This is a genomic window from Nocardia sp. NPDC058244 (assembly GCF_042882065.1).
In the GTDB taxonomy this organism is placed as follows: domain Bacteria; phylum Actinomycetota; class Actinomycetes; order Mycobacteriales; family Mycobacteriaceae; genus Nocardia.
The window spans coordinates 513,743-529,539 of the sequence record NZ_JBHVWX010000002.1 but is presented as its reverse complement, the minus strand read 5'-3'; the positions used below and the strand labels follow the sequence as shown (position 1 = coordinate 529,539).

Sequence of the window (15,797 nt, the reverse complement as noted above, 5' to 3'; positions counted from 1 at the left end):
GCTACTTCTTCAGCCCCGTGAGCGCCTTCTGCGCCTGGGCTTTCGCGACCGTGGCGACCTCGTCGGTATTGATGGTCTCGCCCTCGGCCCGCGAGAGGGTGATCTGCACCTTCACCGAGACATTGCTGTCGGCGACGGCGACGGTGTAGGTCAGCCGCGGGCCGACGACGTCACGCGTCTCGGATTTCCAGTACCCCTCCGCGCCGATCCCGGTGACCGGGCCCGAGGCGAGGCCCGAACCCGAAGTGCCGGTGTCGTATTCCTTCCACCGGGTGTAGGAGGGGTCGCCGTAGGCGTCGTTGAATTCGACGTCCAGGTCGATCTCGGCGTCGTTGGTCTGGTACTTGCTGCGGGGCGATTTGCTCGAGTAGTCCGCGGTGCACGAGAGCCTGCCGCCGGTGGAGCTGGTGGGCTGGGTCTCCTTGTGCTCCGGGCTGCCCTTGGGGTCCGAGGACCACTTCTTCAGCACCGTCGGGTCGATGAGCGAGCAGGCGTTGGAGATGGAGGTCATCGCGTAGTTGCCCTCCATCTTCTTCTTGCGGTCGTTCTCCATCGAGGTCAGCGGGTCGGACGGGTCGTCGCGGGTGGCGACCGCGACGCCGACGACACCGATGCTGACCACCGCGAGCAGCCCGACGACGCCGGCGATGATCAGCCCGTTCTTGTTCCCGGACGGCCGGGGCGGCATCCCGTAGGCGGGCTGCTGGTAGCCGGGGCCGTACGGGGGAGGCGGCTGCTGTGGATAACCGGCCTGTGGCGCGCTCGGGACGGAGGGGTACGGGCCGTAGGCGGGCTGCGGCTGCGCCGGGTGGCCGTACCCCGGTTGCGGCTGGTCGGCGGCCGGATTGAACACCGTGGGATCGGCGCCCGCGTTGCCGGGCGTCGACCACCAGTGCACGGTCGGATCCGACTGTCCAGGCTGCTCGCCGGATCCCTGCTGGGAATTCGTCATGGTTCGGCCCCCTCCGGTTTCGATACGGGACAAGCCCCGTCGATTCGACGCGATCGTATCGACCCCCCGCTGCGAGGGGCACATCGAACCGCTACACTGGCCGACGGATCCCGCGCGGCGCGCATCCTGTGAACTCCCCCAGGGCCGGAAGGCAGCAAGGGTCAACGGGCTCTGCCGGGTGCGCGGGGTCCCCTTTATTTTTCGGGGACCCCCGCCGGATCGATCCGCCTACGCACCTTCGCAGCGTGCGAGCCTGATTCGGCCCGGATACCCCACCGATTCCGAGCAACCGCCGGGTAACGTTGCGGGTGTCGGCACGCGCAGCGTGCACCACCCACCTTGCTGCTTCGAAAGGCTGCCCAGGATGCCCCGGCAAACGCAGATCGGTTTGATGAGCCACGCGGAACTCGTGTCCGAGCACGAGTCCCAGACCGCGAATTACGCGACGCTCAAGACCGAGAAGCTCACCCTGGACCTCACCCGAGGTAAGCCCTCGCCGGAACAACTCGACCTATCCGCGTCGCTGCTCTCCCTCCCGGGCGACGGCGACTTCCGCGACGGGTCGGGTGTGGACTGCCGCAACTACGGTGGCCTCAACGGCCTGGCCGAGCTGCGCGCCATCTTCGGTGAACTGCTCGGCATCCCGGTCGAGCAGCTGATCGCGGGCAACAACGCCAGCCTCGAGCTCATGCACGACAACATCGTCTTCGCGATGCTCTACGGCACTCCCGACTCCCCGCGCCGCTGGGCGGCGGAGGAGACGATCAAGTGGCTGTGCCCGGCCCCCGGCTACGACCGGCACTTCGCGATCACCGAGGCACTCGGCATCGAGATGATCGCCGTCCCGATGAACAACGACGGCCCCGACACCAGGGCCATCGCGGCGCTGCTGGCCGACGACCCGCAGATCAAGGGCCTGTGGGCGGTGCCCAACTACGCCAACCCGACCGGCGCCGTCTTCTCCGAAGAGGTTGTCCGCGAGCTGGTTTCGATGAAGGCCGCCGCGCCGGACTTCCGGCTGTTCTGGGACAACGCCTACGCGGTGCACCCGCTCACCGACACCGCGGCGCCGGTGCTCGACGTGCTCGGCATGGCCGCGGCGGCGGGCAACCCGAACCGCCCGCTGGTGTTCGCCTCCACCTCCAAGATCACCTTCGCCGGCGCCGGCGTGAGCTTCTTCGGCGCTTCGAAGGCCAACCTCGACTGGTACCTCGGGCACGCGTCGAAGAAGAGCATCGGCCCCGACAAGCTCAACCAGCTGCGGCACCTGCGCTTCTTCACCGACGCCGAGGGCGTGCGCGAGCACATGCAGAAGCACCGCAGGCTGCTCGAGCCGAAGTTCGCGCTGGTGCGCCGGATCCTCGAGGACCGGCTCGGCGCGTCCAAGGTGGCGTCCTGGACCGAACCCAAGGGCGGCTACTTCATCAGCCTCGACGTGCTCGACGGCACGGCCGCGCGGGTGATCGCGCTGGCCAAGGACGCGGGCATCGCCCTCACCGCCGCCGGCTCGGCCTTCCCGTACGGCAAGGACCCCGACGACAAGAACATCCGCATCGCCCCCTCCTTCCCGCAGCTGCCGGAGCTGGAGAAGGCGATGGACGGGCTGGCGACCTGCGTGCTGCTCGCGGCGACGGAGAAGCTGCTCGCGGAGCACTGAGCGAGCGAGGCCGGGCGCGTGCCGACGCGCCCGGCCCTCGGCTCAGCTCGGCTTGTGCACCAGCACGCCGAACATCGTCACCGAGACGTGGACGTCACCGCGATCGGCGCCTGCCTGCAGGTCGGCGATCAGCCGCGCGTGCTCGGCCTCGGTGATCACCCCGCGCAGCACCGCCAGCCCGGCGATCCGGCTGACCAGCGCGCCCGCGCCGACGCTGCGGTCCTGCACCAGCGCGTGCGAGCCGATCTCGTCGACGACCAGTCCGGCGCCGCTGAGCAGCCCGGCCAGCCTGCGCCCGGACAGCGGGTTCGTGGTCGAGGAGATCAGGGTGTCGATCACCGCGCCGACCACCCGCGGGTCGCCCGGATGCACGATCGAGGTGGCCCAGTCGCTGTCGACCACCACCGCGCGGCCACCCGGCCGCAGCACGCGGGCGATCTCGGCCGCGGCGCGGGCGGGCGCGGTCAGATGCTGGAAGACGCGTTCGCAGAGCACCGCGTCGAAGCTCTCGTTGCCGAACGGCAGGCCGTAGGCGTCGCCGGTGGCGAAGGTCGCCGTCGACTCGCGCTCACCGGCGCGGCGCTGGGCCGAGGTGAGCAGGTTGAGGTCGGGTTCGACGCCGACGGCGGTGCCGGTCGGGCCGACGGCGTCGGCGAAGACGAACACCTCCGAGCCGGTGCCGGAGCCGATGTCGAGGGCGCTCTCGCCCGGTTGCAGGGCCAGCGCGGCGTGACTCCAGGCGCGTAGCCTGCGCATCCCGGGCTGGGTGACCTCCAGGTCGTGGGCGTCGATCAGTTGGTCCCGGCCCGCTTGATCGAAGCGGTCAGGGCGAGGGGTGTAGTCGGTCATACTTACCGCCATCGTGGAAGCTGCAGTCCTCGGGAGCATGGATCCAGAGGCTACTAGTGAAATGTGTCACGATGAATGTATGACTCGAACGCTGTGTCTCGCGCAGGAGGCCGAGGCCGACGAACTCCTCAGCACCGATGATTTCGCGTTGCTGCTCGGCATGCTGCTCGATCAGCAGTATCCGATGGAGCACGCGTTTCGCGGGCCGCGCAAACTCGCCGAGCGCATGGGCGGATTCGATCTGCGCCGGATCGCGGAGGCCGATCCGGCCGAATTCGAGGAGCTCGCCGCCACCCCGCCCGCCATCCATCGCTACGGCCGCTCGATGGCCCGCCGGGCGCAGGCGCTGGCCCAGTACGTCATCGAGCACTACGACGGCGTGCCCGCCAACCTCTGGACCAGCGGCGATCCCGACGGCAAGGAGGTGCTGCGCAGGCTGCAAGACCTGCCGGGCTTCGGCGCGCAGAAGGCCAAGATCTTCCTGGCGCTGCTCGGCAAGCAACGTGACGTACATCCCAATGGCTGGCGAAAAGCCGCCGGTTCCTACGGTGACGAGGGCTCGCGCCGCTCGGTCGCCGATGTCGTCGACGCCGAAACCCTCGCCGAAGTAAGGGAATTCAAGAAGCAGGCCAAGGCCGCCGCGAAATCCGCCGGGTGAATTCTTAGTTACGATCTGCCTGCTTTTTTCCCTCGTCATCGGTGGTCGTCTGCTCGAAGCTGGCTTCTCGAACAGATCGACAACCGATGAGGGATTGGCAGTTTTATGAAGATGAGGAAGCTCGCCGTGGTCGCGGCGCTCGTGACCATGGCAACCGGTGTTGCTGCGGGCACCTCCTACGCGGCTCCGGCGCCGGCCGACGAGGGCGCCGACGTGATCAACTACTCGGCCGAGGTGGTCGAGGATTCGAAGGCTGTCATCACGACTGACGCGGGTTCGCTCGTTGTCGAGGACGGCGCCTTCAAGGTCAAGGCCGCCAACGGCACCACCGTCGCGGGTACCCCGCTGACCTTCCGCCTGGACGAGTTCGAGCTGCCCATCGCGGCCGAGATCTCGGGCAACAAGGCCACCCTGAGCCCGGTCTACGACGCCTCCAAGGCCGTCTACAAGCCCGTCGCCCTGCCGTTCGAGAACCAGGCTCCCTGGAAGAACGAGTACGAGCGTGAGCAGGCCGCCTGGTCGCGTCTGACCCAGACCATCTCCCTGGGTGCCACCATCGGCACCCTGGTCGGTGGCCTCGGCGGCGCTGCCGTCGGTTGCATCGCGGGTGCCGGTGCCGGCCTCGTCGCGACCGGTGTGCTGCTGGCGCTGTTCGGCGCGGGCCCGATCGCGGGTTGCGTCGTGGGTGCCACCACGATCGGTGCCCTCGGCGTCATCGCGGGTCAGATCTTCGTGACCGCCCCGGTCGCGATCGGTGCCGCGATCCAGTACTTCATCACCATCACCCAGCCGTACCCGACTCCGGCCCCCTCGCCGGCCAAGTAGTCACCCGGCTCAGCGACCCCTCCGGAACCACGGTTCCGGAGGGGTTCTGTCGTCTGCCCGGGTAGACCGGAATCTGCATTGCGCGCCCGTCGCGCCCTTCTGACCTGCGGAAACGTTGTGCGTCGCGACACAATCCGCCGGTTCGGCTTGGATGGGTCCGGGTTAGGTGTTAACTTGATTGTTATGTCCGGCAACCATCTTCTCGCCAAGCGGGTCACCTACGTGACCGCCGCTCTCGGCTTGCGGTTGCCGTTGACGCGTGAACTTTGTCGTTCCTGATGCTGCAGCTGAGCCTTCTGCGGCTCGCGAGCTGCCACGCCATACGTGTCGGCAATTCCGTTGGGACAACGGGATTTCAGCAAGGAACTTCATATGTCTACTCCCATCATCGATCGCCCCGCCGCTCGGGCGGGCGCCGGTCGTCCTCGGGTTTCCCGCCCCGTCGTCGCCCCGGAACTGCGCCGTAGCGACAACCCCGCCGCCGCCGTGCTGCGGACCGCCGCCTCCGGCCCGGTCTCGCGCGACAATGCCGCGCGGGCAACGGGTCTGAGCATCGCCACCGTGAATCGCCAGGTGGCCTCCCTGCTTTCGGCCGGTCTGCTGCGCGAGCGGCCCGACCTGACCGCTGCCGGCGCGGTCGGCAGGCCCCGCGTGCCGTTCGAGATCGACCACGACGCCTACCTCACGCTCGGCATCCACATCGGTGCCGCGGCGACCAAGATCGTCGCGGCCGATCTGCGCGGCCGGATTCTGGGTGGCCTCGCCATCGCGACCCCGCAGACCGGCCAGGAGTTCGCGGTCACCACCGTCGCTCGCAGTGCCAAGGCGTTCCTGCAGCGCTGGCACCGGCGCACCCCGCTGTGGGCGGGTGTCGCCATCGGCGGTCGCGTCGATTCGCACACCGGGGTGGTCGACCATCCCAAGCTGGAATGGAAGGGCGCCCCGATCGGTCAGGTGCTCGGTGACGTGCTGGAGCTGCCGGTCTCGGTCGCGCCGCACGTCGAGGCGATGGCCGCCTCGGAGCTGCTGCTGCCGACCTTCGACGCGCGCAGGCCCGAGCCCGACACCGAACTGCCCGCCACCCAGAACGGCAGCAGCCTCTACTTCTACGTCCGCGAGACCGCGGGCATCGCCGTCACCCTCGACGGCCGCGTGCACACCCCGAACAACGGCCCCGGTTCCATCGCGCACCTGCCCACCGGCTCGGACGTGCAGTGCACCTGCGGCCGTCGCGGCTGCTTGGAAGTGACCGTCGGCGATCGCGCGCTGCAGGCAAGGGCCGTCGGCCGCGGCATCATCCCCGCGCACAACGGCACCGCGGGCACCACCATCGCCGACCTGTACCGGGCCGCCGAGTCCGGGTCCGACGGCGCGCGGGAACTGCTCGCGGAGCGGGCCACGATGCTCGGGCAGACCGTCGCGCTGGTCCGCGACATGCTCAACCCCGACCGCGTCGTCCTCGGCGGCCAGGCGTTCACCGGGTACCGCCCCGCGCTGCCGCACGTCGCCAGGGCCTTCACCCAGAGCACCCAGCTCCCGCCCACCGACATCCGGATCAGCGGATTCGGCGGCAAGGTGCAGGAATTCGCCGCCGTCGTCACCTCGCTCAGCGCGCTCTACGCCGACCCGCTGGCGGCCATCCGCCGGATCTGAGCGGAACCTCGGACAAACGAACGGCCGCCTCGACACAGTCGAAGCGGCCGTTCGGCGTTCGTCAGCGGGGGTTGAACGCGCCTTCCAGCGCGGTGATGAAGAACGGGAACTGCGCGGCGAAACGGTGCAGGTTGCGGTCGCGGTCGTAGCCGGCGAACCAGTACAGCCCCGGCTGGGAATCGGCCGACGGGTCCATGTCGCGGAAGGCGCGGATCCAGTTGTCGGCCCGGCCACTGATCACCGTGTACGGCAGGGCGCGGGAGAACACCGTCTCCTGATCGATCGGCGGGATCTGTTCGCGGGCCACGGTATCCAGGCCGCGCTGCATGGCGCGCACCCGGCCCGCGACGGTGTCGCCGAGGGTGGTCCTGGTCGGCAGGTAGTTCGGCAGCAGGATCGCGGCCACACCGGCCAGCGCGATCGCGACGCCGACCAGCGCGTGCCCGGAGGTCAGCGCGAGCACCACGGTGGCGATCACGCCGAGGACGATCAGCGCGCCGCCGATCCAGCGGGGGAGCGCGCGCTGCTTCGGGTCGGCGAAGGCGCCGGTGGCGACCGCGTCGGCGCGCATCGCGGCGCGGATCGGGTCGAGCTGCATCCGGCCAGGCGCGCGCAGCTCGCGCACGGCGACGGTGTCGGTGCCCTCGGGCAGCAGCATGTCGTAGACGGTGCGCTCGTAGTCGCGCAGCTGATCGTCGGGCGCGTTGACCCGGCTGATCCGCCAGTCGTCCTCACCGCGCGCGTTCACCGGAGTGATCCAGATGTAGCGCCGGACCGCGAGATCGACGACGGTGGCGGCGATGTCGACCGGGTCGACGTGCTCGTCGAGCAGCAGACCGGCCTCACCGGGAAGCACGCCGTCGGGGGAGGTGAAGTCCACCCGGCCGCCCTGCTGGACGATCGGCTGGAAGGTGTCGCTGCCAGCCAGCGCCGCCGCGGCGCGCTTCCTCGCGGTCAGCACGTAGGCGATCATCGCCGCCAGCGCCAGCAGCAGCGCGCCGAACGCGGCGAGCACCGGGGTGGTGAAGGCGAAGAAGTTGTCCGAGTCGCCGCCGCGCACATCGGCGTTGGCGGGCACGGTGCCGGGCGGCAGCTGCAGGGTGAGGTCGATCGCATCGCCCTTACGCAGGTCGCGCTGGCTCAGGTACAGCACGCCGTCGGGTTCGGTGTGCACATCGGCGCACGGCTTGGGGCTGCCCGCCGGGCCGAGTTTGCAGTCGACGATGCCCATTTGATAGCTGGGGCTGATCACCGACACGTCGAGCGCGGCGATGTCGGCGTTCATCACGCCGAGCCAGTGGAACACCTGGGTGCCCGGCGCGTCGGAGACGGTGTTGTGCACCGAATAGGTGAACTTGGATTCACCTGGCTTCGCCTCGACGACGAACTGGTCGTTGACCGTGGTGGCGGTGCCCGCGCCGCTCGCGGTGACATCGGTGACCTTGAAGACGCGCTCGACGTCGTCGCCGACCTTCAGGCGCAACGGCAGCGACATCGTGAAGTTGCCGTCGGCGGGCACCCCGACGGTCTCGGTGACCTGGAGCACACCGTCATCGGTCAGGGTGAGATCGGCGGTGATCGTGACGCCGGCCGGCGCGGGCTCCGTGTGGGCTACCGGCGCGGCCGCGAGCAATCCCGCCGAAGCGAGCAGCAGCGCGCCTGCGGCGCCCCCCCGAAAAGTCAGCATGGCTGCTTACTCTAGACAGCTTGCTATTCTGCGTCAGCGGCTGTCGGCGACTCACGAGACGAGGGGGTACGGGGGCGTGACCCAACCACCGTACGGTTATGGCCCGGTCGGTCCAGGTGGACGACCGGTTCCGCCGCCCCCTGGCTATGGGCAGCCCCCGGGATATCGACCGCAACCCGGTTATGGGCCGCCCGGTTATCAACAGCCGCAAGGTTATCCACCGGGCTACGGACCGCGACAGGGCTACGGTCCGCCGTCCGGCTACCGGCCGCCGCCGATGCCCTACGGCCCGCCCGGCAGGCCGACCCCGCCGCCGCGCAAACGCCGCGGCGGCCTGACCTCGCTGTTCCTCGTCGTCGTTTTCCTCGTGGTCGGCGGCCTGGTGAAGTTCGCCGTCAGCACCGGCCTCGACGCGGGCATCGGCGCGATCGGCCCGAAGCCGAGCACCACCTACACCCCGCAGCCCGGCACCGCGCCCGCGGCCACCGGCGACAATCCGCTGCTCACCGACGCCGACGGCACCCTGGTGCCCGCGTCCTGCGACTACGCGCCGTGGGGCACCCAGGTCGAAAAGGCGCGCGCCTTCTTCGAATCGGCGGCGACCTGCCTGGAGGCGGCCTGGAAGCCGTTGCTGGCGGCCAACAACCTGCCGTTCGAGTCGCCGACGCTGAGCGTCACCGCGACCACCGCGGGCATCACCACGCCGTGCACCGGGTCGACGAGCAACTTCGCCGCCTTCTACTGCGCGGCGAACAAGACCATCTACATGCCGATCAGCCAGCTGCAGACCGATCAGTTCCGCGACAACTGGGTCGTCTACCTGTCGGTGTTCGCGCACGAGTACGGCCACCACGTGCAGGCCCAGTCGGGCATCCTGCGCAAGGCCAACTCCGAACGCGTCGACGCGGGCGCCCGCTCGCCCAAGGGGCTCGAGCTCTCGCGCCGGGTCGAGTTGCAGGCCAACTGCTTCGACGGCATGTTCATCGCGTCGTCGAAGGGCGGCGGTTCGCTGTCGGCCTCGCAGGTCACCGTCGCCACCAAGGACTCCTACGGCCGCGGTGACGGCCCGGGCGACATGCGCGATCACGGCACCTCCGAGCACGGTGGGCAGTGGTTCGAGGCCGGGTTGCAGCGCAACCTCACCTCCCAGTGCAACACCTTTACCGCCGCCGCGAGCGAAGTGAGCTGATCGTCCTGTCCCAACCGCCCGGACCCTATGGACCCGGGGCGCCCTACGGATATCCGCAGCAGGGGCAGCCGCCCTACGGGTACCCCGCGTCCTACCAGCAGCCGATGTACCCGCGCCCGCTGCCGCCGCCGTACGGCTATGCGCCGCAGGGGTATCCGCCGCCGCGCCGAGGTGGTGGCGGCTGGTTCGGGTCGCTGCTCACCGTACTGACGGTGTGCGGGATCGTCGGCGCGCTGCTGGTCGCGGCGGTCTCGCTGTCGGAGGACTCGTCGAAGAAGAACGTCGCCAAGACGACGACGCCGAGTTTCACCTACAGCAGCTCGGCCACTCCGGCACCGACCACGACGACCCAGACCACCGTGCGCACCTCGGCCCGCACCACCGCGCCGACGACGACGAAACCCGCTGGGCCGCAACCGGTGATCGCGCTCGGCCAGCATCCGCTGTTCCGCGACAGCAGCGCGTTCCTGCCGAACATGGACTGCGATCTGCCGCGCTGGTCGACCGACGCGGCCACGGCCAAGGCCTTCTTCGCGGCCGCGCAGGGCTGCCTCGACCAGATGTGGCGGACCAACCTGGCCGCGGCGAACCTGCCGTTCCGCAGCCCCGGTCTCGAGGTCGCGGTGAATCCGTCCGAGCTGTCCTCGCCGTGCGGCGGCGCCACCAGCGACGCGTTCTACTGCAGTGCGTCGAGCACCATCTACATGTCGACGGCCGGACTGGTCCTGCACAACACGCCGTACCCGCCGATGGAGGCGCTGTCGGTGTACGCGCACGAATACGGCCACCACGTGCAGGGCCTGACCGGACTGCTGCAGGCCTCGTCGAATCAGCGCCGCGAGCAGGGCGCCACCTCGGCGGGCGGGCTGGAGACCTCACGCCGAATGGAATTGCAGGCCAGCTGCTTCGGCGGCATGTACATCGGCTCGGCGGAGGCGGGCGGTTCGTGGACCTCGCAGGAGGGCTACGCCGCGGTCAAGCACAACTACAACCGCGGTGACGGCAACGGCCGCCACCGCGATCACGGAACGCCTGAGCACAACGGCAATTGGTACAACCAGGGGTACTCGAAGAACCGCAATTTCGAATGCAACACCTGGTTGTCCCCGGCCGACGAGGTCAGCTAGGGGTCAGTGACCCCCGTAGTGCCCCTCGCCGAAGCGACGCGGCGAACTCCCGTGCACGCCTTCGGCGTACGCGGTCTCGGCGTGCAGGGCGAAGTCGATGCCCGCGGTCTCGTCTTCCTTGCTGACGCGGAACCCGATGACCTTGTCGATCAGCTTGCCGATCACGAACGACACCCCGAACGCGTACGCCGCGACCACGAGCACGCCGACCAGCTGCTTGCCGAGCTGGGCGAAGCCGCCGCCGTAGAACAGGCCGTTCACCCCGCCGGTCATCACCTCGGTGGCGAGCAGGCCGATCAGGATCGTGCCGACGATGCCGCCGACGAAGTGCACGCCGACCACGTCGAGCGAATCGTCGTAGCCCGCCCGGTGCTTCCAGCCGACGGCGAACGAACACACGACACCGGCCGCCAGGCCGACGAGCACCGCACCGAGGGTGTTGATCACGCCGCAGGACGGCGTGATCGCGACCAGACCGGCCACCGCGCCGGAGGCCGCGCCGAAGGTGGTCGGCCTGCCGTCGCGGACCTGCTCGACGATCAGCCAGCCGAGCATGCCGAGACTGCCCGCGACCAGGGTGTTCAGGAAGACCGCCGCCGCGGTGCCGGTGGCGCCGAGCGCGGACCCGGCGTTGAAGCCGAACCAGCCGAACCACAGCAGACCTGCGCCGAGCAGCACGAACGGCAGATTGTGCGGACGCATGGCGTCGATGTTGAAGCCGATGCGCGGGCCGAGCACCAGCGCCAGCGCCAGCGCCGAGGCGCCCGAGGTGATCTCGACGACCAGGCCGCCCGCGTAGTCGAGGGTGCCGAAACCGAGCAGCCAGCCGTCGGGTCCCCACACCCAGTGCGCGATCGGCGCGTACACGGCCAGCGTCCACAGCGGGACGAAGACCATCCAGCCGGAGAACTTGGCGCGGTCGGCGATCGCGCCGGAGACCAGCGCGGCGGTGAGGATCGCGAAGGTCAGCTGGAAGGTGACGAACAGCAGCTCCGGAATCGTGCCGCGCACCGAGCCGGGATTGATCCCGGCCAGGCCGACGTGCTCGAGGTTGCCGATCAGGCCGCCGCCCGCGTCGTCACCGAAGGCCAGGCTGTACCCGGCGACCAGCCACACCACCGTGACCAGCGGGATCGCGATGAAGCTCATCATCAGCATGTTCAGCACGCCCGTGGAGCGCACCATCCCGCCGTAGAAAACGGCCAGCGCCGGCGTCATCAACAGCACCATGGCGGTAGCCGCGAGAAGCCAGGCGGTGGCCGCAGGATCGATCGTTGCGGGCACGGTAACTCCTTTCACGCGTGATTGCGTTGCAAGGAAATTACCGAATGCTCACCGTCCGCGCTGGTGTCGCCCGGGTTCTAGGCCCGGTTTTCCTTCGCCAGCGCCCTGGTGCCGCGCTTGCCGGGAACGGGCAGGTCATCGCCGTCGGCGAGCCATTCGGCGGTGATCAGCCAGCGTCGCTGGGCGTGCGCGTCGGCCACATCGAAGAAGACCCGCCTGCCGCGATCGTCGCGGGCGTCCCTGGCCAGCGCGGCCCAGCTCGGCGGCCTGCCCCGCTCGGCGGTGTGCTCGACGACGAACCCGGCGACCAGCTTGCCGATCATGTTGACCGGTTTCTGCGAGACCCGATTGCCGTACTTGGTGGTGTGCCAGCGGCGGGCCGGGCACAGCGAACCGGGGTTCGCGTTCGAGGCGATCCAGCCCGCGCGCTGCGCCCGCTCGATCAGCCACAGATGCTTGACCGCCGACGGCGCGATCTCGCCGACCCGCTCGGCGATGAGCTCGGAGACCTCGGCGTCGGCGAGGATGTCGCGGCGGGTCGGCCCGATGCCGTGGTCGGTCCAGTGGGCGGCGGCGAGCCGGGCCAGGATGCGGCCGAACTCGTCGATGCTGCGCTGGGCGCGTCTGCCGAGACGCTCGATCCGCTCGGCCTCGCGGCGCATCTCGTTCTGCGCGGTGAGGGTGCGGATCGCCGCCATCGTCGGCACCTGCCCGCGTTCGAGCAGTTGCAGGATGGCCGCGGCGGTCGCCGGGTCCGCCGCGGCGGCGACGGGCAGCGAATCGCGCTTGATGTCGAAGTCCTGGGGGCTGATCGCCCGGCTCAGCAGGCCGACCGCGGCGTGGTCGCCGGCGAAGTCGGTGTGGGCGAGCCAGGCGGCTGCGATGTCATCACACGACAGCACGGTGAAACGTTCCTCCGGTCGGCGGTGGGGGAGCGATACGGTGCGCGAAGGTTGTGCCCCGGTCGGGATGAGGGACCGGCCGGGGTCACCAACCTGATGAAGGTTTGGCCACCGAAGTTGCCGAGATCCACGGTAGCCAGGCGCTTGCGCTGCTGTCACGACGATTGATTGTTTCGTTACATCTGGAAAGGGGCTGTCAATCGGGGAACGGGTACGCATTTCCGTCACAACCAGGATCAACCGCCGTTCCTTCGGGCATTCGCCGCGCGCGAAATAGTCGACAACTCGGCCGTAGCGCCTCGTCGACCGGGTTTGCCCACCCGCTCCGAACCTGCACTCGAACTGTGATCTGCATCACGTTTGTGCGACGGGATGCGGGCGAGACGGTGACGCGTCGGCCGCTCATCCACATGTCACAGTGCGGCGGTAGCCTGTGGGCCGTGGCTCTGTACCGGAAGTATCGACCGGCGACGTTCGCTGAGGTAGTGGGTCAGGAGCATGTCACCGACCCGCTGAGTACGGCGCTGGATACCGGACGGATCAGTCACGCGTATCTGTTCTCCGGTCCGCGTGGTTGCGGCAAGACCTCCTCGGCGCGCATCCTCGCCCGCTCGCTGAACTGTGTGGAGGGGCCGACCTCCACGCCGTGCGGGGTCTGCGCGTCCTGCGTGGCGCTCGGGCCGGGCGGCGCGGGCAATCTCGACGTCATCGAACTCGACGCGGCCAGTCACGGTGGTGTCGACGACACCCGTGAGCTGCGTGATCGCGCGTTCTACGCGCCCGCCGAGTCGCGCTATCGCGTGTTCATCGTCGACGAGGCGCACATGGTCACCACGGCCGGCTTCAACGCGCTGCTCAAGATCGTCGAGGAACCGCCCGCCCACCTGATCTTCATCTTCGCCACCACCGAACCGGACAAGGTGCTGCCGACGATCCGTTCGCGCACCCACCACTACCCGTTCCGGCTGCTGCCGCCCGCGACCATGCGCGGCCTGCTCGGCAAGATCTGCGAGCAGGAGCACGTGCCGGTCGAGGAGGCGGTGTATCCGCTGGTCATCCGGGCGGGCGGGGGTTCCCCGCGCGACAGCCTGAGCGTGCTCGACCAGCTGCTGGCCGGTGCCGGGCCCGAGGGTGTCACCTATCCGCGCGCGGTCTCGCTGCTCGGCGTCACCGATGTCGCGCTGATCGACGACGCGATCGACGCGCTGGGTGCCGACGACGGCGCCGCGCTGTTCGGCACCATCGACAGTGTGATGGAGGCGGGCCACGACCCGCGCCGCTTCGCCGTCGACCTGCTCGAGCGCCTGCGCGACCTGATCCTGCTGCGCGCGGTCCCCGACGCCGCCGAGCGCGGCCTGGTCTCCGGCCCCGGCGACGTCCTGGAACGCATGCGTGACCAGGCCGAACGTCTCGGCCCCGCCACCCTCACCCGCTACGCCGAACTCCTGCACGAGGGCCTCGGCGAGATGCGCGGCGCGACCGCCCCCCGCCTCCTGCTCGAGGTCATCTGCGCCCGCATGCTCCTCCCGTCGGTCTCCGACGCCGAATCCGCCACCCTCCAGCGCCTGGAACGCCTGGAGCGCGGATTCGCCGGTGGCGCAATCGCTCCCGCCCCCGCCCGCCCCGGCCCCGCCGCCGGTGAACCCGCCGCCGCGCCCGCCGCCGCCCCGGCCCCCCGCCCCGCGGGTGGCGAGAACCGTCGCCGCGGTGCCGAACTCCTGGCCGCCGCCCGCGCCGAAAAGGAAGCGGCCGCAGGCGGTTCGGTGCCGTCCGCGCCAAACCGTGAGCGTCCTGCTGCTGGTGGACCGGCCGCTGCTGGTGGTCCGGCCGCTGCTGGTGGTTCGGCCGCTGCTGGTGGTTCGGCCGCTGCTGGCGGATCGGCCGCGACTGGTGGACCGGCCGCGACTGGTGGACCGGCCGCGACTGGTGGACCGGCCGCGACTGGTGGACCGGCCGCGACTGGCGGATCGGCCGCGACTGGCGGATCGGCCGCGACTGGCGGATCGGCGGCAGCAGGCGGATCGGCCGCTTTTGGTGGTTCGGTCGCAGCAGGCGGATCGGAAGCTTCTGCCCCGACCGTGGCGCCGGTGCAGGATCTTGCGTCGCAGCCGTCCGCCCAGTCGAATGTGCAGACCGGGCCCTCCGGTGACCGTCCGTCCGCCGCCGTCGGGTCGGAAACGACTGCCTCGCACGCGCCTTCGGTGGTCGAGCAGGATGCCGCGTCCGCTCCGGCGGCACTCGTCGAGCCGTCGGCCGATACGCGTGGGCAGCGCCCCGGTGGGGCTGTGACCGGGCAAGATCCCGACCTGGCGCCGAACGGCCAGGGTGAACCCGCCGGGCCTGGTGCTGTCCCGCAATCTGGTGCGGCAATCACGCGTGGAACGGAAACGTCGGCACCGCAAGGTGATTCGCCCACGCGGACGGGTGATTTCCCAGCGCCGGAACCGGTCGCATCCCCGCCCGCGGCGTCGCGAGCGGCGGACGTCGCTCCGGTACCCGCCGCGGCGCACCAGCCGGAACCTTCCGGCGCCGCGCATCAATCAGAGTCCGCTGACGTGCATCGGTCTGAACCCGGCGCCGCGTATCGCCCGGAGCCCACTGCTGCACAGCGGCCGGATCCCGCTGCCGCGCAGCGGCCGGATCCCGCTGCCGCGCAGCGGCCGGAGCCCACTGCCGCGCAACGGCCGGATCCCGCTGCCGCCCACCGGCCAGAACCCACCGCTGCCGCGCAACGGCCGGATCCCGCTGCCGCCCACCGGCTGGAACCCACCGCTGCCGCGCAACGGCCTGAACCTGCTATCGCTGCGCACCAGCCGGAGCCTGCTGCTGCGCACCAGCCGGAGCCTGCTGCTGCGCACCAGCCGGAGCCTGCTGTTGCGCACCAGCCGGAGCCTGCTGCTGCGCACCGACCGGAGTCGGCCGCTGCCGCTCATCGGCCGGAGCCTGCTGCCGCGCACCAGCCCGAACCCGCTGTCGCTGCGCAGCGACCGGAGCCCAATGTCGCTCCGCAACCG

General features: G+C 70.0%; 11 protein-coding genes, 1 other RNA gene and 1 pseudogene. 8 read left to right on the top strand and 5 right to left on the bottom strand.

The features are described from left to right. Position 1: 1 nt before the first annotated feature. Entirely contained in the window at positions 2-952 is a 951-nt protein-coding gene (locus ACFVW6_RS08665) for a hypothetical protein (protein WP_378824874.1), read from the bottom strand. Between the two features lie 102 nt (positions 953-1,054). On the opposite strand from ACFVW6_RS08665, the gene ffs reads away from it, so the two are divergent. Both ffs and ACFVW6_RS08655 read left to right on the top strand, forming a co-directional pair. Next, positions 1,055-1,149, top strand: an RNA gene (gene ffs / locus ACFVW6_RS08660) — signal recognition particle sRNA small type. 167 nt (positions 1,150-1,316) lie between these two features. Continuing rightward, complete coding sequence (locus ACFVW6_RS08655) at positions 1,317-2,609, top strand: aminotransferase class I/II-fold pyridoxal phosphate-dependent enzyme (protein WP_378824876.1); 1,293 nt, start codon at positions 1,317-1,319, stop codon at positions 2,607-2,609. 42 nt (positions 2,610-2,651) lie between these two features. On the opposite strand, the gene ACFVW6_RS08650 is transcribed toward ACFVW6_RS08655, so the two are convergent. Further along, positions 2,652-3,458 carry a methyltransferase domain-containing protein gene (locus ACFVW6_RS08650; RefSeq protein WP_378824878.1) on the bottom strand — a complete coding sequence of 269 codons (807 nt, stop codon included), beginning with the start codon at positions 3,456-3,458 and terminating at the stop codon, positions 2,652-2,654. A gap of 79 nt (positions 3,459-3,537) precedes the next feature. Between ACFVW6_RS08650 and ACFVW6_RS08645 the strand changes: the two genes are divergently transcribed. The 3 genes from ACFVW6_RS08645 to ACFVW6_RS08635 all read left to right on the top strand — a co-directional run bounded on the left by ACFVW6_RS08645 (position 3,538) and on the right by ACFVW6_RS08635 (position 6,594). After that, positions 3,538-4,116, top strand: a complete 579-nt coding sequence (locus tag ACFVW6_RS08645; protein ID WP_355283963.1) for an HhH-GPD-type base excision DNA repair protein — start codon at positions 3,538-3,540, stop codon at positions 4,114-4,116. Between the two features lie 105 nt (positions 4,117-4,221). Beyond that, positions 4,222-4,941 (top strand): hypothetical protein, encoded by a 720-nt coding sequence (locus ACFVW6_RS08640; protein WP_378824881.1) that lies wholly within the window; start codon positions 4,222-4,224, stop codon positions 4,939-4,941. Positions 4,942-5,313: 372 nt separating this feature from the next. Next, on the top strand, positions 5,314-6,594 hold the full coding sequence (locus ACFVW6_RS08635; RefSeq protein ID WP_355281012.1) for an ROK family protein: 1,281 nt from the start codon (positions 5,314-5,316) through the stop codon (positions 6,592-6,594). A gap of 61 nt (positions 6,595-6,655) precedes the next feature. On the opposite strand, the gene ACFVW6_RS08630 is transcribed toward ACFVW6_RS08635, so the two are convergent. Further along, positions 6,656-8,281 (bottom strand): DUF2207 family protein, encoded by a 1,626-nt coding sequence (locus tag ACFVW6_RS08630; protein WP_355281010.1) that lies wholly within the window; start codon positions 8,279-8,281, stop codon positions 6,656-6,658. A gap of 277 nt (positions 8,282-8,558) precedes the next feature. Between ACFVW6_RS08630 and ACFVW6_RS08625 the strand changes: the two genes are divergently transcribed. Both ACFVW6_RS08625 and ACFVW6_RS08620 read left to right on the top strand, forming a co-directional pair. Beyond that, a complete protein-coding gene (locus ACFVW6_RS08625) occupies positions 8,559-9,470 on the top strand; it encodes a neutral zinc metallopeptidase (protein ID WP_355281009.1) in 912 nt (303 codons plus the stop codon). After that, positions 9,431-10,597, top strand: a complete 1,167-nt coding sequence (locus ACFVW6_RS08620; RefSeq protein ID WP_378824884.1) for a neutral zinc metallopeptidase — start codon at positions 9,431-9,433, stop codon at positions 10,595-10,597. Before ACFVW6_RS08625 ends, ACFVW6_RS08620 begins: the two co-directional genes overlap by 40 nt. 3 nt (positions 10,598-10,600) lie before the next feature. Here ACFVW6_RS08620 and ACFVW6_RS08615 read toward each other — a convergent pair whose 3' ends face one another. Then, on the bottom strand, positions 10,601-11,881 hold the full coding sequence (locus ACFVW6_RS08615) for an ammonium transporter (RefSeq protein ID WP_378824886.1): 1,281 nt from the start codon (positions 11,879-11,881) through the stop codon (positions 10,601-10,603). Between the two features lie 77 nt (positions 11,882-11,958). Continuing rightward, positions 11,959-12,783, bottom strand: coding sequence for a hypothetical protein (locus ACFVW6_RS08610; protein ID WP_378824888.1), 825 nt, complete (start codon positions 12,781-12,783; stop codon positions 11,959-11,961). 440 nt (positions 12,784-13,223) lie between these two features. On the opposite strand from ACFVW6_RS08610, the pseudogene ACFVW6_RS08605 reads away from it, so the two are divergent. Further along, a pseudogene (locus tag ACFVW6_RS08605) lies at positions 13,224-14,777 on the top strand (DNA polymerase III subunit gamma and tau); the annotation flags it as partial. Between the last annotated feature and the right edge of the window lie 1,020 nt (positions 14,778-15,797).

What these genes read in the sequence shown, in the direction of transcription:
- ACFVW6_RS08665 (WP_378824874.1), bottom strand. Translation starts at nt 952, where the DNA reads ATGACGAATTCCCAGCAGGGATCCGGCGAGCAGCCTGGACAGTCGGAT.
- ACFVW6_RS08655 (WP_378824876.1), top strand. Translation starts at nt 1,317, where the DNA reads ATGCCCCGGCAAACGCAGATCGGTTTGATGAGCCACGCGGAACTCGTG.
- ACFVW6_RS08650 (WP_378824878.1), bottom strand. Translation starts at nt 3,458, where the DNA reads ATGACCGACTACACCCCTCGCCCTGACCGCTTCGATCAAGCGGGCCGG.
- ACFVW6_RS08645 (WP_355283963.1), top strand. Translation starts at nt 3,538, where the DNA reads ATGACTCGAACGCTGTGTCTCGCGCAGGAGGCCGAGGCCGACGAACTC.
- ACFVW6_RS08640 (WP_378824881.1), top strand. Translation starts at nt 4,222, where the DNA reads ATGAAGATGAGGAAGCTCGCCGTGGTCGCGGCGCTCGTGACCATGGCA.
- ACFVW6_RS08635 (WP_355281012.1), top strand. Translation starts at nt 5,314, where the DNA reads ATGTCTACTCCCATCATCGATCGCCCCGCCGCTCGGGCGGGCGCCGGT.
- ACFVW6_RS08630 (WP_355281010.1), bottom strand. Translation starts at nt 8,281, where the DNA reads ATGCTGACTTTTCGGGGGGGCGCCGCAGGCGCGCTGCTGCTCGCTTCG.
- ACFVW6_RS08625 (WP_355281009.1), top strand. Translation starts at nt 8,559, where the DNA reads ATGCCCTACGGCCCGCCCGGCAGGCCGACCCCGCCGCCGCGCAAACGC.